This window comes from Aeromonas sp. s10, assembly GCF_040907975.1.
Taxonomy (GTDB): domain Bacteria; phylum Pseudomonadota; class Gammaproteobacteria; order Enterobacterales; family Aeromonadaceae; genus Aeromonas; species Aeromonas caviae.
In genome coordinates this window covers 21,028-45,653 of record NZ_JBFOCV010000040.1, presented here as the reverse complement: position 1 = coordinate 45,653, position 24,626 = coordinate 21,028, and the positions used below count along the sequence as shown (strand labels likewise).

The following is a 24,626-nucleotide window of genomic DNA, read 5'->3' as shown; positions in this document are numbered from 1 at the left end:
GAGCATCAAGCTCCCGCCCTCCTGTTTTCCCTATTTCACGGCATTCGAACCATGGCTTACTCTACTTTTTGCCAGACCCAAAACGATCAGCTCAAGGAGCCGATGTTCTTCGGCCAGTCGGTCAACGTGGCCCGTTATGATCAGCAAAAGCACGACATCTTCGAGCGGCTGATCGAGAAGCAGCTCTCCTTCTTCTGGCGCCCGGAAGAGGTGGATGTCTCCCACGACCGCATCGACTTCCAGGCTCTGCCGCCCCACGAGCAGCACATCTTCATCTCCAACTTGAAGTACCAGACCCTGCTGGATTCCATTCAGGGCCGCAGCCCCAACGTGGCCCTGCTGCCCCTGGTCTCCATCCCGGAGCTGGAGACCTGGATCGAGACCTGGGCCTTCTCCGAGACCATCCACTCTCGCTCCTACACCCACATCATCCGCAACATCGTCAACAACCCGGGCCAGGTGTTCGACGACATCGTGACCAACGAGCAGATCTTGAAGCGCGCCGGCTCCATCAGCCACTTCTATGACGATCTCATCGAGGCCACCTCCGTCTATCACCTGCACGGTGAGGGGACCCACCGGATCGGGGATCGCGAAGTCACCATCAGCCTTCGGGAGCTCAAGAAGAAGCTCTACCTGTGCCTGATGAGCGTCAACGCCCTCGAAGCAATCCGCTTCTACGTGAGCTTCGCCTGCTCCTTCGCCTTCGCCGAGCGCGAGCTGATGGAAGGCAATGCCAAGATCATCAAGATGATCGCCCGTGACGAAGCGCTGCACCTGACCGGCACCCAGCACATGCTGAACCTGATGCGCAGCGGCAACGACGACCCCGACATGGCGGAGATCGCCGTCGAGTGCGAGCAGGCCTGCTTCGAGCTGTTCAAGGAAGCAGCCCTGCAGGAGAAGGAGTGGGCCGAGTACCTGTTCCAGGATGGCTCCATGATCGGCCTGAACAAGGACATCCTCTGCCAGTACGTGGAATACATCACCAACCTGCGCATGGCGGCCGTCGGCCTGCAACCGGCCTTTGCCGGCACCAAGCAGAACCCCATCCCCTGGATCAACACCTGGCTCTCCTCCGACAACGTGCAGGTGGCGCCCCAGGAAGTGGAAGTGAGCTCCTATCTGGTGGGTCAGATAGACAGTGAAGTGCACGCCGACGATCTGGGTGACTTCGAGCTGTGATGCTAGGCGACCTCTGCTGGCAGGCCATGATGCGGGAGAGCGACGTCCGTGAGTGACGCCACCGCCACCCTGAACGCGCCCCTGCATACCGCCACCACGGCGCCGGAGGGGCAAGCCCCCCAGGTACAGACCCTGGACGGTGTGCTGCACCCCCATCCCGGCGAAAGCGTGCTGGAGACCCTGGAGCGCCACGGCCATCACGTGGAGTTCCAGTGCCGCAGCGGCTATTGCGGCGCCTGCCGCACCCCGCTGCTGGCGGGCAAGGTGCACTACGCCGCCGTCCCGCTCGCCTTTGTCTCCCAGGGGGAGTGCCTCCCCTGCTGCTGTCAGCCGGTGGGCGCCATCAAGCTCGATATCCGAAAGGGCTGACGGCCCTTGTCGCCAGATCTGCCCCGCAAACAAAAAGCCGCCGGATTGCTCCGGCGGCTTTTTTCATGGGAATGTCCCGTCTCTTGAGGGAAATGAGGGGCCATGACCCTCTTGCGTTACAACCAGGGGGCGGCGGTCGGCCCGTGGTGCAGACCCAGCTTCCAGACCCGGCCAAAGTGCTTGTAGTGACCGGCCGCGACACCGGCTTTCTCCCCCATGCCGTGGTAGAGGTCAAGGTGGCCCTTCTTCACCGCGCCCCCCACATCCAGCGCAATCAGCAGCCGCAGCTGGTGCTTGCCGGTCCAGTTGCCCTCTTTGTCCAGCAGCGGCACTTCCGCGAGGATGGGGGTGCCCATGGGCAGCAGGGTCTTGTCGGCAGCCACCGCCGCCATGGGCAAGAGCGGAATGCCGGCGGCCCCCACCACGTCATTGGTGGGACGGCGCTCGAAGAAGACATAGGAGGGGTTCTGCTCCACCAGCTCCTTCACGCTCTCTTCCGGCTGACGATTGGCCCACTCCTTGATGGCCTTCATGGACATCTGCTCCTTGGGCACTTCGCCACGGTCGATGAGCACCCGGCCAATGCTGACATAGCCGTGGCCGTTCTTGCCGCTGTAACCAAGGTACTGCAACCGGTCGTCATCGCCGTAGTGAACGAAGCCGGAACCCTGCACGTCCATCAGGAAGTTGTCGATGAGGGACTTGCTGTAGCCCAGCTCCAGCCCCCGGTTGGCCAGCGCCCCCCGGTGGATCTCGGCCCGGCTCGGGCAGCGACCGCCGCAGTTGGGCATGGCATAGATGGGATACTTGTACTGGGCGTCCGGGCGATGGCGCACCTCCAGCACCGGCGAGTAGTAGCCGGTGAAGAGCACGTTGCCCATGCGGTCGGCACCGCCAAGCTGCGCCAGGCTGATGCCGTACTGGGTGATATGGGCGGGATTGCCCCCATTGGCGACCCAGCGTGAGAGTTGACGGTAGAGCTCCCCATAGCGGCTCGCCATGCGGCCGGAGCGTTCCATCACCATCCGGCTCTGGGGACCGAACTTGCTGTAATCGGCACGGGCGCGGCTGTTGACCCGCTCCACCCGCACCAGATCCCCCGGCAGGGCACCATCCAGATACTGCTTGCCCAGATTCACAGGGATCTCGCAGTTCAGAAAACATCCGGATTCCGCCTTCTTCTGGGGCACCTTGACCGGTTCAGGGTTGCCCGCACAACCGGCCAGCCCCACCACGGCGGCGGCCAACCAGTACGCATGTCTATTCATATGTCCTCATATAACACCGAGTGTCTTGCACGGCGGGGAAGATGCCAAAATTGCCCGGGGAAAGCAAACGCCTTCACGCCCCTGACGACGGATTTCTCCTGCCGTGATCTTCTGGGTTATAACAAGGTGACAAGGTGTGAGAGGTCATGGATGGAACAGCTCGAAATCTTCCCGCTCCAGAGCCCCTGTGTCGGGGTCTGCGAACTGAACAACAAGGGGTATTGCAAGGGATGCCTGCGAAGTCGCGAGGAGCGTTTCAACTGGCTTGCCATGACCCCTGCCCAGCAGCAGGAGGTGATGCGCCTGTGCCGCAGCCGCAAGGCCAGGGTCGAGGCCGCCCGCCGCAAGGCGCAGGCCGCAGAGGCGGCCGATCCGCCGCCCCCGCCGGGCTGGGATTTTTAAATCCCATGTTGCCCCTCCCCTCAACAAGAAAGGCGGCCCCAGGGCCGCCTTGTCATGAAGAGTGTGTCACGCCGTAATCTCCTCAGGCGGTCGCCAGCTTGGCCTGCTCCTCGCCACGCTTGAGCATGGCGTAGGCCACCCCGGTCACCAGAGAACCGGCTGCGATCGCCAGGATGTACATCATCACATGGCTGATGGCGTTCGGGATGAAGAGCACGAACAGACCACCGTGGGGTGCCACCAGCTCGCAGCCGAACAGCATGGAGAGCGCACCGGTCAGGGCACCGCCCGCCATGCAGGCCGGGATGACGCGCATGGGGTCCTTGGCGGCAAACGGGATGGCCCCCTCGGAGATGAAGCACAGACCCAGCACGAAGGAGGCCTTGCCCGCTTCCTGCTCCGCCTTGATGAACTTTCTGCTGGCCAGGAAGGTCGCGATCCCCATCCCCAGTGCAGGCACCATACCTGCGGCCATGACCGCTGCCATGGGGGCATAGGTCTTGGAGGCGAGCAGGCCGACACCGAAGGCATAGGCCGCCTTGTTGACCGGGCCACCCATGTCGAAGCACATCATGGCGCCGATGATGACACCCAGCAGCACGGCGTTGGCAGAGCCCATGTTGTTGAGGAACTCGGTCATGGCGTTCATGATGCCCGCCACCGGGCCACCTACCACGTAGATCATCACCAGACCGGTGAACAGGCTGGCAAAGAGCGGAATGATGAGGATGGGCTTGAGGGCTTCCAGGGTCACCGGCAGGCGCACCTTGTCGCTCAGGAACTTGGCGCTGTAACCGGCGAGGAAGCCGCCGACGATGCCGCCAAGGAAACCGGCGCCGAGCGAGCTTGCCAGCATACCGGCGATCATGCCGGGCGCCAGACCCGGACGGTCGGCGATGGAGTAGGCGATGTAGCCTGCCAGCACCGGGATCATCAGGGCGAAGGCGGAGCCGCCACCGATCTTCATCAGGGCCGCGGCCAGCGTCCCCTCTTCCTTGAACGCTTCAATGCCGAAGATGAAGGAGAGCGCGATGATAAGGCCCCCCGCCACCACCATGGGCAGCATGAAGGAAACGCCGGTCAGCAAGTGCTTGTAGGGGCCCGCCTTTTCCTCTTTCTTGACCGCAGCCGCGCCGCTGTGGCGATAGACCTTCGCCTCGGTCCAGGCCTTGTCGAGCTCGGCCCGGGTTTTCTTGAGCGCCGCACCCGTGCTGGTGCGATAGACCGGCTTGCCGTCAAAGCGCGCCATGTCCACCTCGATGTCAGTGGCGAGGAACACCAGATCGGCGGCGGCAATCTCGTCCGCCGTCAAGGCATTCTGGGCACCGACCGAGCCCTGGGTTTCGACGCGGATCTGGTGACCCAGCTGCTTTGCCATGGTCTCCAGGGCCTCGGCCGACATGAAGGTGTGGGCCACCCCGGTCGGGCAGGCCGTCACCGCCACGATGCGCTTGGCACCGCTGGCCGGTTTGGCAACCACAGGTGCCGCCTCATGGCGATAGACGCTGGCACCGCTGCGCGCGGCTTCCAGCAGGGCAGCGGGATCCTGGAGCGCCAGATCCATGTCGCCCCGATAGAGCGACTTGCCATCATAGGCGGCCAGATCCACCGGTGCGCTGGCAACGACCAGCACCAGGTCGGCGGCGGCAATCTGCTCTTTCGAGGGGACCTGACGGGGCTGCACGCTGGAGTCGACGTCGAGGGTGAGCTCCCAGCCAGCCAGTTTGGCCTGCTGTTCTATCCGTTTTGCAGCGAGAAAGCTGGTGGCAATGCCCGCCGGGCAAGCCGTAACCAGAATTGCTTTCATTGGGCATCTCCTGAGTTAGCCATCAAATGGGGTTGGGGTTGAGTCGGTGCCAGATCATCCAGACGCTGTACGCGCACCTGCTCGAGTAACGGTTTGAGCACATTGATATCGTTGAAGCCGACCGCGACCTGGCTCACCGCCAGTGCCGAGACGGCGGTGGCCAGCCGCAGGGTCTGCTCCGGCGTCCAGTCCAGGCTCATGCCATGGACCAGGCCCGCCACCAGGGAGTCGCCGGCACCCACGGTGCTGACCACCTCCATGCGCGGCGGAATCGCCTGCCAGGTGGCATCCGGTGCAAACCAGATGAGGCCGTCGGCACCATTGGAGATCACCACGTTGGGGATCCCGCTTGCCTGCAGCGCACGGGCGCACTCGGCCTGCTCGCTCAGGGTCTTCACGGGGCGACCGGCCCACTGGCTCAGCTCTTCCAGGTTGGGTTTGACCAGGGTCGGCGCCGCCTTGATCCCTTCGCTCAACGCCGCACCGCTGCAATCGAAGATCACCTGCTTGCCCTTGGCCTTGAGCAGGCGGATCAGATGGCCGCAGTAATCGGGGGCCACCCCTTTGGGCAGGCTGCCCGCCAGCACGAACCAGTCGGAGTGGGGAGCCAGTCGCTCCAGCGCCGCCTCCAGGGCGCTGACATCGCCCTCCTGCACGGCGAGTCCCGGCAGATTGAGATCGGTCACCCGGCCGGATTGTTCGGAGATCTTGACGTTGATCCGGGTGTCGCCCGCCACGCGCACGAAGTGATCGGCAAGAGCACGTTCCTCGAACAGGGAGACGAAGCTCTGCTGGTTGCCCTCACCGAGCCAGCCGGTCAGGCCTACGTCACGGCCGAGATCTTTCAAGACCATGGCGACGTTGATCCCCTTGCCCGCGGCGCGCAAGTTGGCCTCGCTCACCAGATTGACCTCGCCAGGGTGCATGGTCTTCAGACGGGTGGTGAGATCGAGCGCGGGATTAAGGGTGATGGTGACGATGTCCATCAGTGCGCCCCCTCGCCCAAGCCGGCGGCAATGGCTTCGCCAATGCCCTTGAGGGCGGCTTCGGCATCCGCTCCTTCGGCGCGAAACGCCAGACGATGACCGCACTTGACCCCAAGCCCGATCACCTTCATCAGGCTCTTGGCAGAGACGGCTTCACCGCTGCCATCGAGGTTGGCGACGCGGATGTCGGATTCATACTCCTTGGCCACCTTGACCAGCATGGCGCCCGGACGGGCGTGCAGACCGTGAGGGTTGATGATGGTGAAGGTCTCGGACAGCCCGCTCGCCGGACCCGCCTGCAACATGGCCAGACCGTCGCTGCCAGAAAGGGTGGCCAGCTGGCCGGCTGCGGCCAGCTTGGCCAGATTCTCGAGTTGCGGCAAATGGCCGCTATCTGCGGCACACAGCAGCAGCAGGGCGCTGACCGGCAATTCACCGACGTTCAGCGGGGTGCTCGGAGTGGCCAGCACCCAACCGGTCTGGGCCGCTTGCGCACGGGCCAGCCAGATGCCCTCCCCAAGGTGAACAGGCTGACTGGCCAGGAGGGCGCTCACCATGGCGGCGTCTCCCCAGCCTGCGGATTTGGCGCGGGCCGCAGCCCCCAGCAGCAACTGGTCCTGGTCGTCGGCCGGGAAGTCCGCCAGGGTCAGGTATTGCACCTCTTTGGCGGCAGTCGCACCAGTCAGGATATTGATGATGGTCTCTTCGTCGGTCGCCCCCTTGAGCTGGGCTGCGGCCTGCTCGTCACCCAGCACGTGGGTGAGCTGGCGCAAAATGCCCAGGTGCTCGTCGGACTTGGCGGCGATGCCGATGGCGACGTAGGCAATCTGCCCCTCGTCCCACTCGATGCCGTGGGGGAACTGGGCCACCATGACGCCGGTGCTCTTCACCAGATGACGGGTGTCCGTGGTGCCGTGGGGAATGGCGATACCGCTGCCAAGATAGGTGGCGTGCTGCGCTTCCCGCGCCAGCATGCCGTCCACGTAACCTGCTTCAACCAGACCGGCGTCGGTCAGTTTGCTTGCCAGCAGGGCGATGGCGTCCGCCTTGGTCGTCACCGATTGTCCCAGCAGGATTTGCTGTCGCGCCAACTTCAACATAGAGATTCTCCATCAGGTCCGGCTTCACCTCGCGGCGTACCGGCTCAACTCAACTCGATTTTCGGGTAACTTGCCTGCTGACAATAGACGGTGATCTCTCGCTTTGGTGAGCCGGAACCCATTTCCAAGTGCAGATTATCATCCGTTACTGACAAGCTGAATCGTTTCACTTACACTCAGACTGAATCGTTTCAGCGCATTGTTCAAGATCCCGCAGAAAGTACGTTTCAATGATATGATCCCGCGCACACTTTTCGGCGCCCCAACCAGGAACCGGCGCGGGCCTTGCAACTCAAACAGAGCCAACATGATGAAACTGGATGAAATCGCCGCGCTGGCCGGTGTCTCTCGCACCACCGCCAGCTATGTGATCAATGGCAAGGCCGATCAATACCGCATCAGCCAGGCAACCCGCGACAAGGTGATGGCCGTGGTCCATGCCCACAACTATCAGCCGGACAGCCGCGCCGCCTCCCTGCGCGGCGGCCAGACCCGCACCCTCGGCTTCATCCTGCCCGACCTCGAAAACGCCAGTTACGCCAAGCTCGCCAAGCGCCTGGAGCAAGGGGCCCGCACCCAGGGATATCAGTTGCTCATCGTCTGCTCGGAGGACGATCCGGACACCGAAAAGGAGCTGGCCCGGATGCTGGTGAGCCGCCATGTGGACGCGCTCCTGGTGGCAAGCTGCCTCCCACCGGCGGATCCCTTCTACCTGGAGCAGCAGTCCCGGGGCGTGCAGATCCTCGCCATCGACCGTGCCATGGCCACCGAGCACTTCGTCACCGTGGCGAGTGAAAACCAGAAGGCGAGCCTGGATCTCACCGCCTCCCTGCTCACCCCGGCCATCGGTCATATCGCCTTGATCACTGCACTGCCGGAACTGACGATCAGTCAGGAGCGAAAAGCGGGCTTCGAGCAGGCCATTGCCAGTCACAGTGCGACCCGCCACCTGTGTGAAGGGGCCCACTTCTCGCGTACCGAAGGGTATCGCCTGATCAAGACGCTCCATCAGCAGCTCGGCCAACTGCCCGAGGCGCTGATCACCACCTCCTACATCCTGATGGAGGGGGTGCTCGACTACCTGCTGGAGCAGGAGGCCGACATGAGCCAGCTCGCCATGGCTACCTTCGGGGATGACCGCCTGCTCGATTTCCTCCCCTTTGGTATCAACTCCCTGCCCCAGCAGCACGACGCCCTGGCAAGCCAGGCCCTGACGCTGGCCCTCAAGGCGGTCAATGGTGACTACCAGAGCGGCCTGCACTATGTGAGCCGTACTCTCAAACGCCGCCGCTGACCCGGCCACGACGCACCACCCCGGGGGCGGCCCGCAGTGCCAGCCCCTGAGCCTGCTCCCCCACACCTGCTTGTGTTCTCCCCTGTTGTCTCCGCTTTTGCCCTTCGCCTTCTGGCTTTGAGGTGATCTGCCGGGCGGCAACCCCGCGCCAGGGCACGTTTATCGGCGCCTCGGCTCGCTATAAGTGAAAATGATGGCTTTTGGGAGTATGACCCGATGTTTGCTTATATCGGGCCAGCCGCACCACCAGGGCCCCGTGTTACCCTCTGCAAGCCCTGTTGCCGCCAACGCGGGCGCTCTCGATGTCGACCCGCAACGCAGCCTGACGGGCAGCCTCCCCCTGAGGGGCGCGTTTTTTCGGCGCATGGCGCAATGTGTCACTTTTTATTGCCACCCTTCGGCTTGCTACAGCACAAAATCCGCTTTTAAGGGGTTGTTTCCGCCATTTCAATCCGCTAACTTGGCAACCAATTTTTACAACTGACAGGTTTCAGGTACAGATGTATCCACACCGATATTGCTAGCCTCCGGCTTTTCCCCGGAGGCGTCTCCCGACACAGCCAACTGGCTCTCTCTTGTTTGCAACAGCGCCCCTCACTTTCGGATGGATGACATGAATACCAAGACCCTGGGTTGTACCCTGTTGATTGCCGGCACCACCATAGGCGCCGGCATGCTGGCCCTGCCGCTGGCCTCCTCGTCCCTGGGCGGCCCCGCCACCCTGATGCTGATGATCGGCCTCTGGGCCCTGATGGCCTTCACCGCCATGCTGCAGGTGGAAGCCAGCCTCAGCACCGGCAAGTGGTACCTGCACCAGCTGGCGGATCACCTGCTCGGCCCCTGGGGCAAGGGCATCGCCTCCTTCTGCATCCTGATGCTGTTCTACGCCCTGGCCTCCGCCTACATCAGCGGCGGCAGCAGCCTGCTGGCCCAGGCACTGGCCGATGCCGGCCTGCCCCTCGGCCAGGAGCAGGCGGCCTGGGTCTTTACCCTGCTGTTTGGCGGCATGGTGTGCGTCGGCACCAGGCAGGTGGATTACCTCAACCGCCTGATGTTCACCGTGAAGCTGGTGATCATGGTGGCGGTGCTGGCGCTGCTGCTGCCCCGCGCCCAGGGGCAGCACCTGCTCTCCATGCCCCTCGGGGAAGGCTTGCTGCTGGCGGGCCTGCCGGTCATCTTCACCTCCTTCGGCTTCCACGGCTCCATCCCGAGTGTCATGCTCTACCTCGGGGACAACCCCAGGCAGTTGCGCCGGGTCTTCGTGTGGGGCTCCGCCTTGCCGCTCGTGCTCTACGTGCTGTGGCAGGTCGCCATACTGGGGCTGCTGGGCCAGCAATCCCTGATCCAGACCGGCGGCGCCCTGGATAGCCTGCTGGCCAACGTCGGCGGCCTGGTGAGCTGGCCCGCCTTCAACCAGGCGATGCATCTGTTCGCCGATCTCGCGCTCGCCACCTCCTTCCTCGGGGTGACCCTGGGACTGTTCGACTTCATGGCCAAGGTGACCCGTCGCAAGGACAACTGGCAGGGCCGCACCCAGACCGGCCTCATCACCTTCGTGCCGCCCCTGCTGTTCGCCCTCTACTTCCCGCAAGGCTTCATCATGGCGCTGGGTTACGCCGCCATTGCGCTGGCGGTGCTGGCGGTGCTGCTGCCGGTGGCCCTGGTGTGGCAGAGCCGCAAGCAGGCCGAAGCAGACCACTACCGCGTCCCGGGCGGCGTGCTGGCCCTGGGTCTGGCCGGTGCCATGGGGGTACTGATCGTCGGGGTGCAGGTCAGCGTCAGCATGGGGCTGCTGCCCGCCCTCTGATCTCCCCGACCCGACAAGCAGAAACGCCGCAAAGAGACATGCCCCGCCAACCCAGTTGGCGGGGCGTTTCATTGGCACGGGCTCACTTGGCCGACCCACACCACTCAGCGCGAAATCCATCCAATAATGAACATTTGAGTACAGCCATGTATAGATATGTACATGACTGCGCCCCTGCCCTACACTGCTTAGCAGACAACCCATGATCCCGTGCCCGTCTGGCACGCCAACCCGGGAGGCAACATGGCCGCCACCGCATCTCTTCCCCGGCAACAGCCCGCCGTCGATCCCAGCAAGGCCCTGCCCGTGGTGTTTCGCATCCTGGACAAATGGCAGTGCAGCACGGATGAACAGCTCAGGCTGCTTGGCATTACCTCCCGCTCCACCCTGAACAAGTACAAGGAGGCCAGCGGCGGCATTCGGCTGAGCGCCGATCTCCAGGAGCGGATGAGCTATCTACTCAACATCCACAAGAGCCTGCGGCTGCTGTTCAGCCTGGATGAGAGCATCTATGGCTGGGTGCGCAAGCCCAACAGCCACCCCTTCTTCGCCGGGCGCAGCGCGATGGAGGTCATGCAGGGTGGGCGGGTGGCCGATCTCTACGAAGTGGCCACCCGGCTGCACGCCTGGCGCGGGGAGATGGCCTGATGTCCTCCCCGCCCTTGCGCGCCTTCCACAATGCCTGCGCCTATCGCATCATCCCGAGCCGCTTTCCCCCCATCTGCCTCTATGAAGACGTCGCTACCGCCGACGAGCTGGAGGCGGTCTGGGCCGTCGAGGCCCTGACCAACGACAGGCTGAGGGAAGAGGCGGGCGAGCTGATGCGGGTGCCCAGGGAAGACTGGCTGGTGGGGCTGCCCGGCGGCAGCTATGTGATGGCCGCCTTCACCCACCTCAATCCCGAGGGTGCCCGTTTCACCACGGGGGACTTTGGCGGCTACTATTGTGCCCCCTCCCTCGACACCGGCATCAAGGAGACGGTCTACCACAGGGAGCGGATCTTCGGGTACACCCGGGAGCCGGCCCAGAAGGTGCAGATGCGGGTGATCCAGGCGCAGTTCAGCGCCAACCTCATCGACATCACGGGCCCGGCGTTTCTGCCAGGCCCCCTCTATCACGCCACCGATTACAGCCCCGCCCAGGCCTTTGCCCGGGAGCAGAAGGTCGCCGGGGCGGACGGCATCCACTACCGCTCGGTGCGCCACCCCGGTCACGACTGTCACGTGCTCTATCGCCCCCGTCTGGTCAGCCGGGTGGACCACGCCCGTCATCTGGAGTACCACTGGAGCGGCGAGGCCATCACCCATGTGCTGGAGATCCGCCTCTACGGTGAATAGCGTCTACCAGGACAAAAAAAGCCCCGCCAGATTGGCGGGGCTTTTTACATCAACCGAACAGTGGGGGAGCCTGGCTCCCTGACCGCTTACTGGTTGTGGCTGGCGCGGCGGGGACGACGGGCCTGGGCCGGTTTGCCGGCGCCGCCTTCCGGACGCTGACCGCCCTGGGACTTGGGCTTGCCACCGTTGCCGGAGCGATTGCCACCGCCGTTACCACCGGCGCTATTGCCGGAGCGACCGGCCCCCTGACGCTGGCCTTGACCTTGCGGACGCGGCGCACGGCGCTGCTCGCTCGGATCCCGCGGCTCTTTGCGAAGCGGCGCGCCGATGCCACGGGCGATGTTGTCGAGGGTCTCGCGGGAGGCTTCAAAACCGGCCACCTGCTCGCACGGAATGTTCTGCTTGGTCAGACGCTCGATGGCCTTGATGAGCTTGCCTTCATCGGCCGCAACCAGGGAGATGGCGTGACCGGCGGCGCCAGCACGACCGGTACGGCCGATACGGTGCACGTAATCTTCCGCCACGTTCGGCAGCTCGAAGTTGACCACCTGCGGCAGTTTGTCGATGTCCAGGCCACGGGCGGCGATGTCGGTCGCCACCAGCACCTTGACGCTGCCATCCTTGAAACCGGCCAGCGCGCGAGTACGGGCACCCTGGCTCTTGTTGCCGTGGATGGCGGCGGCGCTGACGCCGTTCTTGTCGAGGGTCTCGGCAACGCGGTTGGCCATGTGCTTGGTACGGGTGAACACCAGCACCTGCTGCCAGTCGTTGCTGGTGACCAGATGGCTCAGCAGGGCAATCTTGTTGGCCTTGTCGCAGGGGTGCACCAGCTGCTCGATGCGCTCGGCGGTGCTGTTGCGCGGGGTCACTTCGATCACCGCCGGGTTGTCCAGCAGACCGGTGGCCAGCTCGCGAATTTCGTCGGCGAAGGTGGCGGAGAACAGCAGGTTCTGGCGCTTCTTCGGCAGCAGGGCCAGAATACGGCGGATGTCGCGGATAAAGCCCATGTCGAGCATGCGATCCGCTTCGTCCAGTACCAGGATCTCCACTTCATCAAACTTGACGGCGTTCTGGTTGTAGAGATCCATCAGGCGGCCCGGGCAGGCCACCAGCACGTCCAGACCACGGCGGGTCGCCATCATCTGCGGGTTGATGCTCACGCCGCCAAATACCACGTGGCTGCGGATCGGCAGGTGTTTGCCGTAGTTGCGCACGCTCTCGCCCACCTGGGCGGCCAGCTCGCGGGTCGGGGTCAGCACCAGGGCACGGATGCGATTCGGGGAGACCTTGCGCTTGCTTTCGGTCAGACGCTGCAGCATCGGCAGGGTAAAACCTGCGGTCTTGCCGGTCCCGGTCTGGGCGGCGGCCATCAGATCACGGCCAGCCAGTACCGCCGGGATCGCTTGTTGCTGAATGGGAGACGGGGTGTCGTAGCCTTGCTCGGCAACGGCACGCAACAAGGGTTCGGCCAGACCGAGGGAAGTAAAACTCATAGTTACCTGCTAGGGATAGGGGCGCCAAAGATCGTGGTGGGGCTCCTCTGCTGAGCCGATGCCATCTCACAGGATCCGGGCCTATAGAGAAAACAACGATTTCCCCGGGGAGCAGAGCAAAGGGGAAAGAATAGAGGCGCAGTCTAACGGAGTTGGCGCACTTAGACGAGGAAAATGTGATGCACCTCCCAGCGCGGCTGGAAATAGCGACAAAGGCAGGACAAAATGGCCCGAATCGCCGTATGTATCAAAGCCCCTGCACAGCCTGCCGGGGACGGCGCGATACACGGAACAGGAGGTTTTGATTGAAACGGAAGTTCACCCCCACCGCCCGGCGCATGCTGGGCCTCGTCTTGCCCCTGCTCTTCGCCCAGCCCCTCGCCGCCAGGGAGACCCTGTCGGTGGCCTGGAGCCACTGGCCCCCTTTCAGTCAAATCGCTGCCGACGGCACCCTCGGCGGACTGGACGTGACCCTGACCCGCCAGATCCTGGGCAAGGCAGGCGTGGAGCCCGCCTTTCGCAACCTCCCCTGGGCCCGGGCCCTCTACCTCATGGAGCGCCAGCAGTTGGACGTGGCCATGGGCGCCCTGAAAACCCCCGAGCGGGAGCGGTTCGCCCGCTTCTCCTCCCCCTATCGGCGCGCCAGCTTCGTGCTGCTGAGCCAGCGCCCGCAGGCCGGGGAGCCCGACAGCTGGCAAGGGTTCACCGAGCTGGCAACCCTGTGCCAGGCCAAGGGGCTGCGACTTGGCAAGCTGCGGGGTACCCGCCCCCTGCCGATGAACGAGGAGTGCCCTGCCCTCGGGCAGGCGAGTGAATACAACAGCGATGACAGGCTGCTCACCCTCTTGCTGGCGCGCCGCCTCGACGGGGTCATCATGGAGTGGCAGTACGCCCGCTACCGGCTCGGCCAGCTCGGGGCGAGCGATGCCATCCAGTGCCAGGTGCTCTTGCACCAGCAGCCAGTGCGCCTGATGTTTGCCAAAGAGGCCGTGAACGATGAGGCGCTCGCCCGCATCGATGCCGCCATCGCCGCCCTGCCCTCACCGGATCCCGCCTTTGCGCCGCCCCGCTGCCGCCTGGATGCAACCCGGACCCCATCGCTCTCGACGCCATCGGCCCCCTGAGGCAGGCGCCTACACCGGAAAAAATCCATGAAAAAGGCGACCCTGGGGTCGCCTTATGGTGTCTGGTGATCACTCACCTGGCCCGCCGCGTGATCAGCGCAGCTGCGGGGTCTGGGTGTGCACGCCCTGGTTCTGGGCGCGGTGGCGCAGCAGGTGATCCATCAGCACCAGGGCCAGCATGGCCTCGGCGATGGGCACGGCACGGATGCCGACGCAGGGGTCGTGACGACCCTTGGTGATCATCTCGGTGGCCTCACCGCTGGTGGTGATGGTCTTGCCCGGCACCGTGATGCTGGAGGTAGGCTTGAGGGCCATGCTCACCACGATCTCCTGACCCGACGAAATGCCCCCCAGGATGCCCCCCGCATGATTGCTGGCAAAGCCGGCCGGAGTCATCTCGTCCCGATGCTCGGAGCCTTTTTGCTCCACCACCGCGAAGCCGTCACCGATCTCCACCCCTTTCACCGCGTTGATGCCCATCATGGCGTGGGCGATGTCGGCGTCGAGGCGGTCGAACACCGGCTCCCCCAGGCCCACCGGCACGTTGCGCGCCACGACACACACCTTGGCGCCCACGCTGTTGCCCTCTTTCTTGAGGGCACGCATGTATTCATCCAGCGCCTCCAGCTTGCCCGCATCGGGGAAGAAGAAGGGGTTCTGCTCGATCTGGCTCTCGTCGAACCCTTCCGCCTTGATGGGGCCGAGCTGGGAGAGAAAACCCACGATCTCGATGCCGTGCACCTGTTTCAGGTACTTCTTGGCGATGGCCCCCGCCGCGACCCGCATGGCGGTCTCGCGGGCCGAGGAGCGGCCGCCGCCACGGTAGTCACGCTGGCCGTACTTCTGGTGATAGGTGTAGTCGGCGTGGCCGGGTCGGAACAGATCCTTGATCTCGGAGTAGTCCTTGGAGCGCTGATCGGTGTTCTCGATGAGCAGCCCGATGGAGGTGCCCGTGGTCTTGCCCTCGAACACCCCGGAGAGGATCTTCACCTCGTCCGCCTCGCGGCGCTGGGTGGTGTAGCGGGACGTGCCGGGCTTGCGCCTGTCCAGATCCCCCTGCAAATCGTCTTCGCTTATCTCCAGCCCCGGCGGGCAGCCGTCGACCACGGCGCCCAGCGCCAGACCGTGGCTCTCGCCGAAGGTGGTGACCCGAAAGAGTTGGCCGAAACTGTTCCCTGCCATGGATGCTCCTTGCTGCTTAGTTCTTGTAAATGGCGAAATGGGCCTGGTACTGCTCGAGCTCTGCGCGGGTCATCACAAAGACGCCGTGACCGCCGTTCTCGAACTCGACCCAGGTGAAGGGCACCTCGGGGAACTGGGCTTCCAGATGGATCATGCTGTTGCCCACCTCGACCACCAGCACCCCATCCTCTTTCAGGAAGTCGGCGGCATTGGCTAGCAGGCGCTTGGTGAGCTTGAGGCCGTCGGAGCCCGACGCCAGCGCCAGCTCCGGCTCGTGGCGAAACTCCTCCGGCAGATCCGACATGTCTTCGGAGTCCACGTAGGGCGGGTTGGAGACGATGAGATCGTACTTGTCACCGGCCGGCAGATCCCGGAACAGATCGGAGCGAATGGGGATGACCTGCTGCTCCAGCCCGTGATCGTTGATGTTGCGCTCCGCCACGTTGAGGGCATCGACGCTGATGTCGATGGCATCCACTTCCGCATGGGGGAACTCGTGGGCCATGATGATGGCGATGCAGCCGGAGCCGGTGCACAAGTCCATGATCCGGGTCGGTTCGTCTTTCAGGAAGGGGGCGAAGCGGTTGGCCACCATCTCGGCGATGGGGGAGCGCGGAATGAGCACCCGCTCGTCCACATAGAACTCCCAGCCCGCATACCAGGCCTTGTTGGTCAGGTAGGGCGCCGGAATGCGCTCCTGCACGCGGCGGATGATGAGCTCGGCGATGCGGTGGCGCTCGCTGGTGGTCAGGCGGGAGTGGCGCATGCCCGGATCCACGTCCGGCGGCAGATGTAACGCGGGCAGCACCAGTTGCACGGCCTCATCCCAGGCGTTGTCGGTACCATGTCCGTAGAAGATCCCGGCGTCGTTGAAACGACTCATGGCCCAGCGCAACATGTCCTGGATGGTGTGCATTTCGGCAACCACCTCATCGATAAATATCTTGTCCAAATCCACCTCCAAGTCGAGTAATATCCGGCCCGAGAATTTTATACAGCGAGCAAGACGAGTACCTGATGAAAAAAACGCCCTCACTCACAGACGAGGAAAGCCTGCTGTTTCGTGATGCTGTCAAAGGTACCCGGAAAATTAAGCAAGATACCATAAGGGCCTCCTCAAGCCCGGTCAAGCAGAAACGCGAAGTGCGCGAGAGCCGCGAAAAGCTTGGGGTTGACCACTTTTTCAGCGACGAGTACCAGCCCCATCTCGAGGCGGACGGGCCGACCCGTTACGTGCGCGACGACGTGTCAAAATTCGAGCTGAAAAAGCTCAAGCGCGGCAGCTACCCGCCGGAGATTTATCTGGATCTGCATGGCATGAACCAGCACCAGGCCAAGCAGGAGCTGGCGGCCCTGCTCACCCTGTGCCGAAAAGAGAACATCCACGTCGCCTCGGTGATGCACGGCATCGGCAAGCACATCCTCAAGCAGCGCATCCCGAGCTGGCTGGCCCAGCACCCCGCTGTGCGCGCCTTTCACCAGGCGCCGCGGGAGTGGGGGGGCGAGAGCGCCATCCTGGTGCTGCTGGACATCGAGGAGTGATCCCCTTCCCCGCCCCGCCTTGCCCCGGGCGAACGCCATAAAAAAACCACCGCCAGCTTGCGGTGGTTTTTTCTTGGCGCCCCACAGGGGTCAGCCGACGACTTCCATATGGCGCTTGAAGTTATCCAGGATGCTCTGCCACCCCGCCCGCTGCTGTTCGCCGCTGTGCAGGGACTCGGCATCGAACCGCTCCTCCACCCGGGTGCCCCCCTGCTCTGCCACGAACCGCACGCTCACCTCGCGGCCATCGTCCATGACGTAGCCGAGCCCCGTCGGCGCCGTGACCTCGGTGAAGGTCCCCTCGAAATCAAACCCCGTGCTGCCATCCCGCGCCGCCATGTGGTGGCAAAAACGCCCACCCACCCGCAGATCCACCCGGCTTTGGGGGCAGTGCCACTGCGGGGAGGCGGCGTTCCACGCCATGATGCTGGCGGGGGTGTTCCAGCCCTGCCACACATCGGCAATCGGCCTGGCAACCCAGACGCTGACGCTTATCTTCATCTCTCTGCTCCTCTGGCTTTCCTGCACGTTTTGCACTGTGGCACTGTCATGCCACGCCGGACGCATCGGGCTGCGCCAAAAAGTGGGCCACCAGGGCATTGGCATGGCCGTGACCCATGGCGTGTTCGTCCTTGAGCCAGGCCACCAGCGCCATGTGTTTGCGCTCCTCCCGCCCTGCCAGCAGGGTCAGCCAGTGGACGATGGGCTGGCCGTATTTCTGCTCGATGGCGGGAAAATAGGAGGCAGGCCCCTTCACCTTCGGTTGTTCATCCATGATGGCTTCTCCTCAAGGTGGCCACAGGCTCAGGGTTTGGGGGCGAACTGCTCGAACACCTGCTGTCCGGTCAGGGTCGGGGTGTCGTTCTTGAGGGCATAGAAGTCGGGCTTCTCGTCGATGAAGATCTGCCCGGTGAGCTCGAACCCCTGATCCTGAAACAGGCCGGCGGAGAGGATGTACTCGTCCGTCGGCAACAGATGGTAGAAAAGATGGGTGCCGCAGGTGGGGCAGAATCCGCGCTCCGCCCACTCCGACGAGCGGTAGGCCACCGGGGCCATCCCGGTGAACCGTACGCCCTTGCCCCCGTGCACCGCGAACATGGGTCCCCCTGACCAGCGCCGGCACATGGCGCAGTGACACAGGTTGACCTCCTTGTGATCGCCGCTCGACACGGTGATCCCGCCACACAGACAATGTCCTTCCATGATGCCTCCTGAGAGTTGGGGCGACAGACCGGGCGAACGGGTGCTCGCCTTCTTGCCGCACCAGATGAAGTAGCACGGGATCCGGGGGGCGGCAACTGACCATACCGGGGCCTCACCGCGGGTCTGAGGCTTCCGGAGCGGGAAAATCCCCCTCTTTATTCATCGCGTGAATGACTTAACACACCCCATGCACCGGATAAATAATGGTCAGGTTCCCTCCTGCAAGGCGATGCGATTCCCCTCGCAATCCCGACACTCCGCCACCCGGAGGCTCTCCCCGACCCGGGTGACGGGATAGAGACAGGCCCCGCCCGATGCCAGCGCCCGGGCCATGGCCCCCTCGATGTCAGGCACCCGCAGATAGATCCGGGTGCCATCCAGGCTCGGCACATAGCTCTCCCCCTTCGCCAGGGCGCCGGAGCAGCCCGCCGTGCCACTTTCCAGGGGAAAGAGCGCCATCTCGTTGCCATCGATCTGCACCCGCTCCAGCACCGTCTCGAAGACCCCCTCATAGAAGCGAATGGCTCTCTCCAAATCCTGTACCGGAATTTCAAAATGAATGGCGATGTTCATGGTCATCCTCCCTCGGTGTGAACCCGCAGGCTATCAGTGCCAAAAGAGGCGCAACAAGCCAGCGCGGCGATCAACAAGGGAGGCGCGCGGCCTCCCCGGGGTGCTTGCGCTTGTACTGACTCTCAGGTCACCGGTGCCCAGGGGTCGCCCTTGCCCGGCTCGTTGCCCTGGGTCCACCACTTGGCCTGATAGATGATCCCCTTGTGGCTCACCTTGTTGCCCGCGGTGTAGACCTTGCCTGCCTCCCAGGCCGGTACCCCGTCCACCGGCGGCGTGCCGGGGTCGACCGGGGCCGGATCCAGCGTGGCCACCACCCGAACCTTGGGCCAGCTGGCGTGGGAGCCGTAGAAGTTGGTCACGCACTTCTCGTAATCCCCCGGCACCAGGGCCGAATAGGCGGTCTGGTACCCCACCAGATCACACTCGAAGGAGTAGCCGCCGGGTCTGTCCGGGTAGTATTTCCAGTTGCCGTCCCAGTTGGTGTAGAGCACGTCAGTGGCGCCGTTGAGGTTGAGGCTGCCATAGGGGGTCTGCTGCCAGCAGGTGTTCTTCTCGTCCGCCAGCAGCGGGATCCCGTAGTGGGCCGCAAGCCCCTCCCAGTAGCGGATACGGTTGACCGGCTGGCCCTTGTTCTTGTTCTGCTCGCCGCACTCGATGCCACCGTTGATGATGTTGATGGTGGTGCCAAAGCCGTAGCCGATGCCCGCCGCCAGCTCACGCTGGGAGGGCACCCAGGTCCGGTCGATGACGTGCAGCATGGCGGGTTTGGGAGCCTGGGGCGTCAGGAAGAACCAGATGGCGGAGGCGAGGTTGAGCCAAGAGTCCGCCACCAGTCCGGGGTTGTTGAGGAGCACGGTGGCGTCGCCGTCGAACATGGCCTCGGAGAAGGCGCCGTAATTGAAGTGATAGGAGAGCTGCTTGGCGCCGCGACCGAAATAGCCCTGACCGGTGCTGCAGGGCCAGCGCCGGTTCTGCCAGTCACTCTGGCCACACCCCGTGGTGTAGCCGGTCTGCCCTTCAGACCAGCCCATCTCCCGCACGTGCACCAGGGCCTGTTGCCACTCCTCCAGCCCCAGGGGGTTGTCGGAGACATTCTCCTTGGCGATGTGGCCGCCGGTCTCCTGGGCAAAGTGGGCGAAGGCGGTGATGATGGACTTCTTGCAGATGGCGTCCGCATTGCGCCCGTCCGTGTAGTCGCCGCAGAAGGCGGGGAACTTGCCCACGGCCCGCAGGAAGCGCTCGTAGGTGTACTCCGGGGCGGCCATCTGGGTCAGGAACTCCCAGTCCGATTCGGTGAAGACCCGCTCGACCCGCTTGACGTTGTCCGGGTTGCCGGGGGCGCGGGCTACGATGGCCTCCACCACAGTGTTGGGCCGGGTGGCCAGGGCGTGGGACCAGATCCCGTACATGGGGTTGGCGGTCTTGGCCTGGGCCGCACTGGCGAGATCCGCCGCCGCCATCACATAGCCGCCGCTGTTCTGGGGATCGGGCTGGATTGTCATGGCGCTCTGGCCGGGCAGCGCCCAGACGAGGGCAACCAGGCAGGCGGTGCGCGTGAGCATGAACATGGGTAACCATCCTTGTCTTGAAAATGTCAGGGCGAGCATAGGCATCCTGGCAACTAAATTCACGACAAGAATTAAGAATTTGGCGAAATTGTGAGCCATGCCTCCCTGCACTCAGATGGCGCTCGTTTGCAGGGGGATCCAGCCCCAGGTCTTGTTGGCGCAGCCATCCGACCTGTGCGGACGCTTGCTCAGCTCCCCCCTGCGCGCACCGCCCGGATCAGCAGATTGCGCGGGGTCATGGGTTTGGGACAGAAGGTGCCCACCTCGACCCGGTAGCCCTGCTCCTCGAGAAAGAGGGCGCGATCGAGCAGCAGCCAGATTTCCAGGGGGCGGCGAAACAGGTGGCGCACCAGCTCCATGCGGGCGACATCGCCAAAACGGCGCTCCCCCTGTGCCAGCAAGGCGGCGTAGTCGAGCCCCGCGGGCAAGCTCATCCCCTTGCGCTCGGCGGCCCAGTGGCAGAAATCCTCGAAGCCCCCGGTCAGCAGGCTCTTTTGCAGGTTGGGCACCGGCAGGTACTCATCCACCCCGCGCACCTGGCGCTGCAGGCAGTCAAAGGCGAGGCGCCACACCACCTCCCGCTCCCGCAACCGGGCGATGCGGGCGCCGCCGGTCACCGTCTCCTGCAGCGGCAGCTTCAGGTCGCTCTTGCCAAGGCGCAGGGCACTGGCCCTGGCGGCCCGGGAGAGGGGCGCATAGCGCTCTCCCCTGATGAGGTGGTAGCAACACGGGGAGAGGGTCACCCCCTGGGCGCCCCCCTCGGCCACCCGCGTCAGCAGATGGGTGTGCAGATCGCCGCAGGCATGGAGCGCCATGGCGTGATGGTGCGGGGCGATGAGGGCCCCGGACTCGGCGGCAAAGGCATCCGCCTCCACGAACCGCATGTTGGCGCCGTCGCGCGCGGCGAGCCGCCGCCCCTCTTCGCAGAGCGCCCCCTGCCACTCCAGGCTCAGGATCTCGGCGCCACGGTGCAGCGACACCAGGCGCCCCAGATGCCCCTTGCCGGCGCACCACTCCAGATAGGGACCTTGGTGGGGGGGCAGACAGCCGGTGAAGGCCTCTATCTGCCCCTGCTTGCGTCCCGGCATGTACATCGCCATGGCCCTGGCGCACTGGACGGGCTCTGGGGCGAAAGGGGCAAGCTCGCCGAGAGCCTGCAACTCGGCCCCCGCCGGGATCCAGGGGGCGAGCAGGGTGCAGAGCGCATCCATGTCCCCGTCGAGGTGCGCTATCTCGTCAAGGGTCAGGGCTGCCAGGCACTTCGCAAGGGCTGGCGCCTCGCGGGCAAAGGCGATCCCCAAATGGTGATAGGGCTGGTATTGCCACCAGCGTCGCTCGGCGGTGAGCAAGCAGTCCAGTTGTCGAAAACGGTGGGCCAGCACGGTGAACCTGTCCTTTGGCGCAAAAAGGGAGGCTCATTCTAGCGATCTGCCGTCAAAAAGCACTCGCCTGTGCGCCGCTGGTAGCCTGACAAAAAGCAGGGATTTGTGCTATATTCCGCCCCCTCATTCGCGCAGCCCGCCACGGCGAGCCGCTTTACCCCTATAAACGGAACCCAATCATGACCATCAATGCCATCCTGCAAGCCCGTGCAAATGCCAAATGCGAGCTGTGTGGCGCAGAACATGCGCTGACTGCCTTCCCGGTGCCGCACTCCCCCGCCAGCGACGACGACCACAGCGTGGCCCTCTGCGCCACCTGCCGCGGCCAGCTGGAGCAGCCGGACACCACGGAGGTGAACCACTGGCGCTGCCTGGGTGACAGCATGTGGAGCCAGGTGCCGGCGGTGCAGGTGATGGCCTGGCGCCAGTTGAAGGCCCTCGTCGCCCGGGGCGAGCTCTGGGCCCAGGACATGCTGGACATGATGTACATGGAAGACGAGGTCAAGGCCTGGGCAGACGCCGGCGTGACCAGCGACGATGACGACAGCGTGCCGACCGTCGACTCCAATGGCGCCGTGCTGGTGGAAGGGGACTCCGTCACCCTGATCAAGGATCTGGACGTCAAGGGCGCCGGCTTCACCGCCAAGCGCGGCACCCTGGTCAAGGGCATTCGCCTGACCAACAACCCGCTGCACATCGAGGGCAAGGTCAACGGCATGCAGATCGTGCTGGTGGCCGCCTACCTGAAGAAGGCCTGATACCGACCCCTTCAAGCCAGAAGCGCCCCCAGGGGCGCTTTTTTGTTGCCTCTGTTTCCCACCGTTCGGGTGGCACCCGCGGGAAACTGGACTATCCTGCAAACCAGTTCCGCGGTATGCCCCTCCCCTGACTGTCAGTGCGCCAATGGAGAGGGCCTTCCCGGCACGGATGGAAAGACCCCGGGCACCCTGATCCCCATGGCGCCCACGAGACCAAGGAGCCGCCCCATGGCCAGCAAGAAAGAGATCAAGAAGAAGATCGCCGCCCGCCAGGCGAAAATCGCCAAGCACGAAGGCAAGATCAAAAAACTGAAAAAAGCCCTGAAATAGGGGCTGACAACCATTAAAACCGCCTGATGGCGGTTTTTTTTATACATATCCTTGCCTATTGCATTTCCAGCCGCAGACCATGCTGCACCTGATTGCTCTCGCCTGGATCCTCTTCGGGGTCGGGAGAGACGCCGCTGGACGGCTCGTCAAAGAGGCTGGCATCATGCCAGCTTTGACGCCAAGGACGTGCTCATGAACCCGAATACCTGGATGCTGTTTGCGCTGGCCTATCTGCTGGCGACCCTGACTCCTGGCCCCAATGTGCTGCTGGTGGTCAAGAACGGTCTGCAACACGGCTGGCGCGCCGCCCTTGTCAGTATCCTCGGCAACCTGGGGTGCCAGGCCATCCTCATCGGTCTGGTCGCCATGGGGGTGGGGGCCCTGCTGCAAACCCTGCCTCCTCTCTTTGTCGCACTCAAGCTGGCGGGGGGTGGCTACCTGGTGTATCTGGGCTACAAGGCGCTGCGCGCGGCCAATACCGGTGGCCAAAGGCTCTCTCCCTCCACCGCGCGGGGACGCACCAGAACCACCCTCTCCTTGTTGCGAGAAGCCTTTCTGGTCTCCGCCAGCAACCCCAAGACCATCGTCTTCCTCTGCGCCCTGCTGCCCCAGTTCCTCGATCACCAGAGTCCGCTGACGCTGCAGTTCATCACCATGTACCTGACCATCTGCGCCATCGTCAGCCTGGTGCATCTGTGCTATGTCGCCCTGGCCAGGCGCGCCGGTCGCTACTTCAAGCCAGGTCGCGGCGAGCGCCTCGTTGGCCGCATCACCGGCGGGCTCTTCATCACCCTGGGCGGCGCCATCCTGCTCAGTGGTCGTCCCTGATCCCTGTGCCTCACCGCGGCTGACATTATCTGCACCATCGGCGCCGCTTGGGCGCCGCTTGGGCGCCGCGGATCCCGGCTACCGGGGCTAGAGTTGTAGGCGTGTCTGTATATGAGCCTGCGGTGGAGCGCCATATGTATTCCTACACCCTCACCTTCCGGGAGGAGGCCGACAAGCTGACGGCCCCCGAACACGAGATCCGCTTGCAAAGCCCGGCACAGGCCGGTGATTTCATCATTCTCTCCGATGGCAGTCGCCATCAGGTGATGTTCGTCACCCACCGCGCCCACTACAGCAGCCTCTACCTCGACAAGGGGGTCCGCATCCCCCAGAGCTGACGCAGACATCGTCTTTCGCTCCCTCCTGCTATGGTGAGAGAGGGCTGCAGCTCGCCAACGCAAACCCCTTGCCGCCCAGGGAGCAGCAAGCCCGAATGACCCATTGCCAGAGGTATTGATCATGTTCAGACAGACCGCGCTCATCCTGACCCTCACCCTGTTGGGCAGCGCCCAGGTTCACGCCATCAACCACAAATACGCCGAGCAGCTGGAACGCTCCGGCTGCACCCAGGTGACCGAAGCCCAGGGCTGCGATATTCACAAGAGCAAGGCGGAAAACGCCAAGGCAGGATTTGGCACCGCCGCCCCGGCCGACGAAGGCGGATTGAACATGAGCTATGAGCAGAAGCTGGAGCGCTCAGGCTGTACCCAGGTGAGCGAGCTTAGCGGCTGTGACATCAACAAGAGCAAGGCCGAGAACGCCGCCGCCGGATTTGGCGCCGCCCCCGCAGCGGCCAGCGCCAGCCCCTACACCGGCAACTGGGTCGCCACCTTCCCCGAGACGGGCGCCACTGTCGCGAACATCCGCATCGATGACAAGGATCAGGTGTGGGTCAACGACAAGCAGGTCAGTGCCAGGAAATCCGACGGCGCCCTGGTGTTCAAGGAGGGGATGGTCATCTACACCATCCAGGGGGATCGCCGCCTCAAGGGAGAAGATGGCTGGGTCGACAACGACGCGGGCACCAAGGGGCCCATCGCGGCCAAATGACCCCGTCACCATCCCGACAAGGGGAGCCGCGGCTCCCC

At 64.1% G+C, this 24,626-nt stretch carries 26 protein-coding genes; 13 read left to right on the top strand and 13 right to left on the bottom strand.

All coding sequences use genetic code 11. The features are described from left to right. The first annotated feature begins 51 nt into the window (after positions 1-51). Together nrdB and yfaE are read left to right on the top strand one after the other, a co-directional pair. On the top strand, positions 52-1,185 hold the full coding sequence (gene nrdB, locus AB5Y59_RS14050) for a class Ia ribonucleoside-diphosphate reductase subunit beta (RefSeq protein WP_010674816.1): 1,134 nt from the start codon (positions 52-54) through the stop codon (positions 1,183-1,185). 69 nt (positions 1,186-1,254) lie between these two features. After that, positions 1,255-1,554 carry a class I ribonucleotide reductase maintenance protein YfaE gene (gene yfaE / locus AB5Y59_RS14045; RefSeq protein ID WP_269472855.1) on the top strand — a complete coding sequence of 100 codons (300 nt, stop codon included), beginning with the start codon at positions 1,255-1,257 and terminating at the stop codon, positions 1,552-1,554. 116 nt (positions 1,555-1,670) lie between these two features. On the opposite strand, the gene mltA is transcribed toward yfaE, so the two are convergent. Further along, positions 1,671-2,822 (bottom strand): murein transglycosylase A, encoded by a 1,152-nt coding sequence (gene mltA / locus AB5Y59_RS14040; RefSeq protein WP_029314565.1) that lies wholly within the window; start codon positions 2,820-2,822, stop codon positions 1,671-1,673. Positions 2,823-2,972: 150 nt separating this feature from the next. Here mltA and AB5Y59_RS14035 point away from each other — a divergent pair, with 150 nt between their 5' ends. Then, positions 2,973-3,224, top strand: a complete 252-nt coding sequence (locus AB5Y59_RS14035) for a DUF1289 domain-containing protein (RefSeq protein WP_039040754.1) — start codon at positions 2,973-2,975, stop codon at positions 3,222-3,224. Positions 3,225-3,306: 82 nt separating this feature from the next. On the opposite strand, the gene fruA is transcribed toward AB5Y59_RS14035, so the two are convergent. Genes fruA through fruB form a run of 3 tightly spaced genes read right to left on the bottom strand, consistent with a single transcriptional unit; the run spans position 3,307 to position 7,117 of the window. After that, positions 3,307-5,031 carry a PTS fructose transporter subunit IIBC gene (gene fruA, locus AB5Y59_RS14030; protein WP_048207769.1) on the bottom strand — a complete coding sequence of 575 codons (1,725 nt, stop codon included), beginning with the start codon at positions 5,029-5,031 and terminating at the stop codon, positions 3,307-3,309. Beyond that, positions 5,028-6,017, bottom strand: coding sequence for a 1-phosphofructokinase (gene pfkB, locus AB5Y59_RS14025; RefSeq protein ID WP_368212188.1), 990 nt, complete (start codon positions 6,015-6,017; stop codon positions 5,028-5,030). Before pfkB ends, fruA begins: the two co-directional genes overlap by 4 nt. Further along, complete coding sequence (gene fruB, locus AB5Y59_RS14020; protein WP_010674822.1) at positions 6,017-7,117, bottom strand: fused PTS fructose transporter subunit IIA/HPr protein; 1,101 nt, start codon at positions 7,115-7,117, stop codon at positions 6,017-6,019. Before fruB ends, pfkB begins: the two co-directional genes overlap by 1 nt. Before the next feature lie 307 nt (positions 7,118-7,424). On the opposite strand from fruB, the gene cra reads away from it, so the two are divergent. The 4 genes from cra to AB5Y59_RS14000 all read left to right on the top strand — a co-directional run bounded on the left by cra (position 7,425) and on the right by AB5Y59_RS14000 (position 11,555). Beyond that, a complete protein-coding gene (gene cra, locus AB5Y59_RS14015; protein ID WP_010674823.1) occupies positions 7,425-8,411 on the top strand; it encodes a catabolite repressor/activator in 987 nt (328 codons plus the stop codon). Between the two features lie 613 nt (positions 8,412-9,024). Continuing rightward, positions 9,025-10,218, top strand: coding sequence for an aromatic amino acid transport family protein (locus AB5Y59_RS14010; RefSeq protein ID WP_041211460.1), 1,194 nt, complete (start codon positions 9,025-9,027; stop codon positions 10,216-10,218). A 243-nt stretch (positions 10,219-10,461) separates the two neighbouring features. After that, on the top strand, positions 10,462-10,866 hold the full coding sequence (locus tag AB5Y59_RS14005; RefSeq protein WP_039040750.1) for an antitoxin Xre-like helix-turn-helix domain-containing protein: 405 nt from the start codon (positions 10,462-10,464) through the stop codon (positions 10,864-10,866). Then, on the top strand, positions 10,866-11,555 hold the full coding sequence (locus AB5Y59_RS14000) for an RES family NAD+ phosphorylase (protein WP_368212187.1): 690 nt from the start codon (positions 10,866-10,868) through the stop codon (positions 11,553-11,555). The genes AB5Y59_RS14005 and AB5Y59_RS14000 overlap by 1 nt, the downstream gene beginning before the upstream one ends. Before the next feature lie 86 nt (positions 11,556-11,641). Here AB5Y59_RS14000 and AB5Y59_RS13995 read toward each other — a convergent pair whose 3' ends face one another. Continuing rightward, positions 11,642-13,048, bottom strand: a complete 1,407-nt coding sequence (locus tag AB5Y59_RS13995) for a DEAD/DEAH box helicase (RefSeq protein ID WP_368212186.1) — start codon at positions 13,046-13,048, stop codon at positions 11,642-11,644. A 338-nt stretch (positions 13,049-13,386) separates the two neighbouring features. On the opposite strand from AB5Y59_RS13995, the gene AB5Y59_RS13990 reads away from it, so the two are divergent. Continuing rightward, positions 13,387-14,172, top strand: a complete 786-nt coding sequence (locus AB5Y59_RS13990; RefSeq protein WP_368212219.1) for a substrate-binding periplasmic protein — start codon at positions 13,387-13,389, stop codon at positions 14,170-14,172. 93 nt (positions 14,173-14,265) lie between these two features. Here the strand turns inward: AB5Y59_RS13990 and aroC are convergent, their stop codons facing one another. Together aroC and prmB are read right to left on the bottom strand one after the other, a co-directional pair. Beyond that, positions 14,266-15,354, bottom strand: a complete 1,089-nt coding sequence (aroC, locus tag AB5Y59_RS13985; RefSeq protein WP_010674829.1) for a chorismate synthase — start codon at positions 15,352-15,354, stop codon at positions 14,266-14,268. A 16-nt stretch (positions 15,355-15,370) separates the two neighbouring features. Next, positions 15,371-16,306 (bottom strand): 50S ribosomal protein L3 N(5)-glutamine methyltransferase, encoded by a 936-nt coding sequence (gene prmB / locus AB5Y59_RS13980; RefSeq protein WP_041211581.1) that lies wholly within the window; start codon positions 16,304-16,306, stop codon positions 15,371-15,373. Between the two features lie 65 nt (positions 16,307-16,371). On the opposite strand from prmB, the gene smrB reads away from it, so the two are divergent. Beyond that, positions 16,372-16,896: an endonuclease SmrB gene (smrB, locus tag AB5Y59_RS13975; RefSeq protein WP_041211465.1), complete on the top strand. Its 525-nt coding sequence runs from the start codon at positions 16,372-16,374 to the stop codon at positions 16,894-16,896. Between the two features lie 90 nt (positions 16,897-16,986). On the opposite strand, the gene AB5Y59_RS13970 is transcribed toward smrB, so the two are convergent. From AB5Y59_RS13970 to AB5Y59_RS13945, 6 genes are all read right to left on the bottom strand, one after another. Beyond that, on the bottom strand, positions 16,987-17,397 hold the full coding sequence (locus AB5Y59_RS13970; RefSeq protein ID WP_201997566.1) for an SRPBCC domain-containing protein: 411 nt from the start codon (positions 17,395-17,397) through the stop codon (positions 16,987-16,989). Positions 17,398-17,443: 46 nt separating this feature from the next. Next, positions 17,444-17,671, bottom strand: coding sequence for a DUF4287 domain-containing protein (locus tag AB5Y59_RS13965; RefSeq protein WP_368212185.1), 228 nt, complete (start codon positions 17,669-17,671; stop codon positions 17,444-17,446). Positions 17,672-17,700: 29 nt separating this feature from the next. Beyond that, on the bottom strand, positions 17,701-18,099 hold the full coding sequence (locus tag AB5Y59_RS13960; RefSeq protein ID WP_041211468.1) for a GFA family protein: 399 nt from the start codon (positions 18,097-18,099) through the stop codon (positions 17,701-17,703). A 207-nt stretch (positions 18,100-18,306) separates the two neighbouring features. Further along, the gene (locus tag AB5Y59_RS13955; RefSeq protein WP_221365486.1) at positions 18,307-18,672 is read right to left on the bottom strand and encodes a VOC family protein; all 366 of its coding nucleotides are present in this window, start codon (positions 18,670-18,672) and stop codon (positions 18,307-18,309) included. A gap of 122 nt (positions 18,673-18,794) precedes the next feature. Continuing rightward, the gene (locus tag AB5Y59_RS13950; protein ID WP_139737403.1) at positions 18,795-20,240 is read right to left on the bottom strand and encodes a chitinase; all 1,446 of its coding nucleotides are present in this window, start codon (positions 20,238-20,240) and stop codon (positions 18,795-18,797) included. 188 nt (positions 20,241-20,428) lie between these two features. Next, a complete protein-coding gene (locus AB5Y59_RS13945) occupies positions 20,429-21,622 on the bottom strand; it encodes a methyltransferase (RefSeq protein WP_368212184.1) in 1,194 nt (397 codons plus the stop codon). A 179-nt stretch (positions 21,623-21,801) separates the two neighbouring features. Here AB5Y59_RS13945 and AB5Y59_RS13940 point away from each other — a divergent pair, with 179 nt between their 5' ends. The 4 genes from AB5Y59_RS13940 to AB5Y59_RS13925 all read left to right on the top strand — a co-directional run bounded on the left by AB5Y59_RS13940 (position 21,802) and on the right by AB5Y59_RS13925 (position 24,588). After that, positions 21,802-22,380 carry an alkylphosphonate utilization protein gene (locus tag AB5Y59_RS13940; RefSeq protein WP_039040739.1) on the top strand — a complete coding sequence of 193 codons (579 nt, stop codon included), beginning with the start codon at positions 21,802-21,804 and terminating at the stop codon, positions 22,378-22,380. Between the two features lie 522 nt (positions 22,381-22,902). Beyond that, positions 22,903-23,538, top strand: a complete 636-nt coding sequence (locus AB5Y59_RS13935; protein ID WP_323956078.1) for a LysE family translocator — start codon at positions 22,903-22,905, stop codon at positions 23,536-23,538. A gap of 134 nt (positions 23,539-23,672) precedes the next feature. After that, positions 23,673-23,876 (top strand): hypothetical protein, encoded by a 204-nt coding sequence (locus AB5Y59_RS13930; RefSeq protein ID WP_039040737.1) that lies wholly within the window; start codon positions 23,673-23,675, stop codon positions 23,874-23,876. Between the two features lie 121 nt (positions 23,877-23,997). Continuing rightward, positions 23,998-24,588 carry a hypothetical protein gene (locus tag AB5Y59_RS13925; RefSeq protein WP_263308929.1) on the top strand — a complete coding sequence of 197 codons (591 nt, stop codon included), beginning with the start codon at positions 23,998-24,000 and terminating at the stop codon, positions 24,586-24,588. Positions 24,589-24,626 lie beyond the last annotated feature (38 nt).

Excerpts from the sequence above, each read along its gene's own strand:
- AB5Y59_RS14005 (WP_039040750.1), top strand. The coding sequence starts at position 10,462 with ATGGCCGCCACCGCATCTCTTCCCCGGCAACAGCCCGCCGTCGATCCC.
- smrB (WP_041211465.1), top strand. The coding sequence starts at position 16,372 with ATGAAAAAAACGCCCTCACTCACAGACGAGGAAAGCCTGCTGTTTCGT.
- AB5Y59_RS14035 (WP_039040754.1), top strand. The coding sequence starts at position 2,973 with ATGGAACAGCTCGAAATCTTCCCGCTCCAGAGCCCCTGTGTCGGGGTC.
- cra (WP_010674823.1), top strand. The coding sequence starts at position 7,425 with ATGATGAAACTGGATGAAATCGCCGCGCTGGCCGGTGTCTCTCGCACC.
- fruB (WP_010674822.1), bottom strand. The coding sequence starts at position 7,117 with ATGTTGAAGTTGGCGCGACAGCAAATCCTGCTGGGACAATCGGTGACG.
- aroC (WP_010674829.1), bottom strand. The coding sequence starts at position 15,354 with ATGGCAGGGAACAGTTTCGGCCAACTCTTTCGGGTCACCACCTTCGGC.
- AB5Y59_RS13990 (WP_368212219.1), top strand. The coding sequence starts at position 13,387 with ATGCTGGGCCTCGTCTTGCCCCTGCTCTTCGCCCAGCCCCTCGCCGCC.
- AB5Y59_RS13955 (WP_221365486.1), bottom strand. The coding sequence starts at position 18,672 with ATGAACATCGCCATTCATTTTGAAATTCCGGTACAGGATTTGGAGAGA.
- AB5Y59_RS14000 (WP_368212187.1), top strand. The coding sequence starts at position 10,866 with ATGTCCTCCCCGCCCTTGCGCGCCTTCCACAATGCCTGCGCCTATCGC.
- AB5Y59_RS13935 (WP_323956078.1), top strand. The coding sequence starts at position 22,903 with ATGAACCCGAATACCTGGATGCTGTTTGCGCTGGCCTATCTGCTGGCG.
- mltA (WP_029314565.1), bottom strand. The coding sequence starts at position 2,822 with ATGAATAGACATGCGTACTGGTTGGCCGCCGCCGTGGTGGGGCTGGCC.
- AB5Y59_RS13940 (WP_039040739.1), top strand. The coding sequence starts at position 21,802 with ATGACCATCAATGCCATCCTGCAAGCCCGTGCAAATGCCAAATGCGAG.
- fruA (WP_048207769.1), bottom strand. The coding sequence starts at position 5,031 with ATGAAAGCAATTCTGGTTACGGCTTGCCCGGCGGGCATTGCCACCAGC.
- AB5Y59_RS14010 (WP_041211460.1), top strand. The coding sequence starts at position 9,025 with ATGAATACCAAGACCCTGGGTTGTACCCTGTTGATTGCCGGCACCACC.
- AB5Y59_RS13950 (WP_139737403.1), bottom strand. The coding sequence starts at position 20,240 with ATGTTCATGCTCACGCGCACCGCCTGCCTGGTTGCCCTCGTCTGGGCG.
- pfkB (WP_368212188.1), bottom strand. The coding sequence starts at position 6,017 with ATGGACATCGTCACCATCACCCTTAATCCCGCGCTCGATCTCACCACC.
- AB5Y59_RS13970 (WP_201997566.1), bottom strand. The coding sequence starts at position 17,397 with ATGAAGATAAGCGTCAGCGTCTGGGTTGCCAGGCCGATTGCCGATGTG.
- AB5Y59_RS13930 (WP_039040737.1), top strand. The coding sequence starts at position 23,673 with ATGTATTCCTACACCCTCACCTTCCGGGAGGAGGCCGACAAGCTGACG.
- AB5Y59_RS13925 (WP_263308929.1), top strand. The coding sequence starts at position 23,998 with ATGTTCAGACAGACCGCGCTCATCCTGACCCTCACCCTGTTGGGCAGC.
- AB5Y59_RS13965 (WP_368212185.1), bottom strand. The coding sequence starts at position 17,671 with ATGGATGAACAACCGAAGGTGAAGGGGCCTGCCTCCTATTTTCCCGCC.
- AB5Y59_RS13995 (WP_368212186.1), bottom strand. The coding sequence starts at position 13,048 with ATGAGTTTTACTTCCCTCGGTCTGGCCGAACCCTTGTTGCGTGCCGTT.
- AB5Y59_RS13960 (WP_041211468.1), bottom strand. The coding sequence starts at position 18,099 with ATGGAAGGACATTGTCTGTGTGGCGGGATCACCGTGTCGAGCGGCGAT.
- nrdB (WP_010674816.1), top strand. The coding sequence starts at position 52 with ATGGCTTACTCTACTTTTTGCCAGACCCAAAACGATCAGCTCAAGGAG.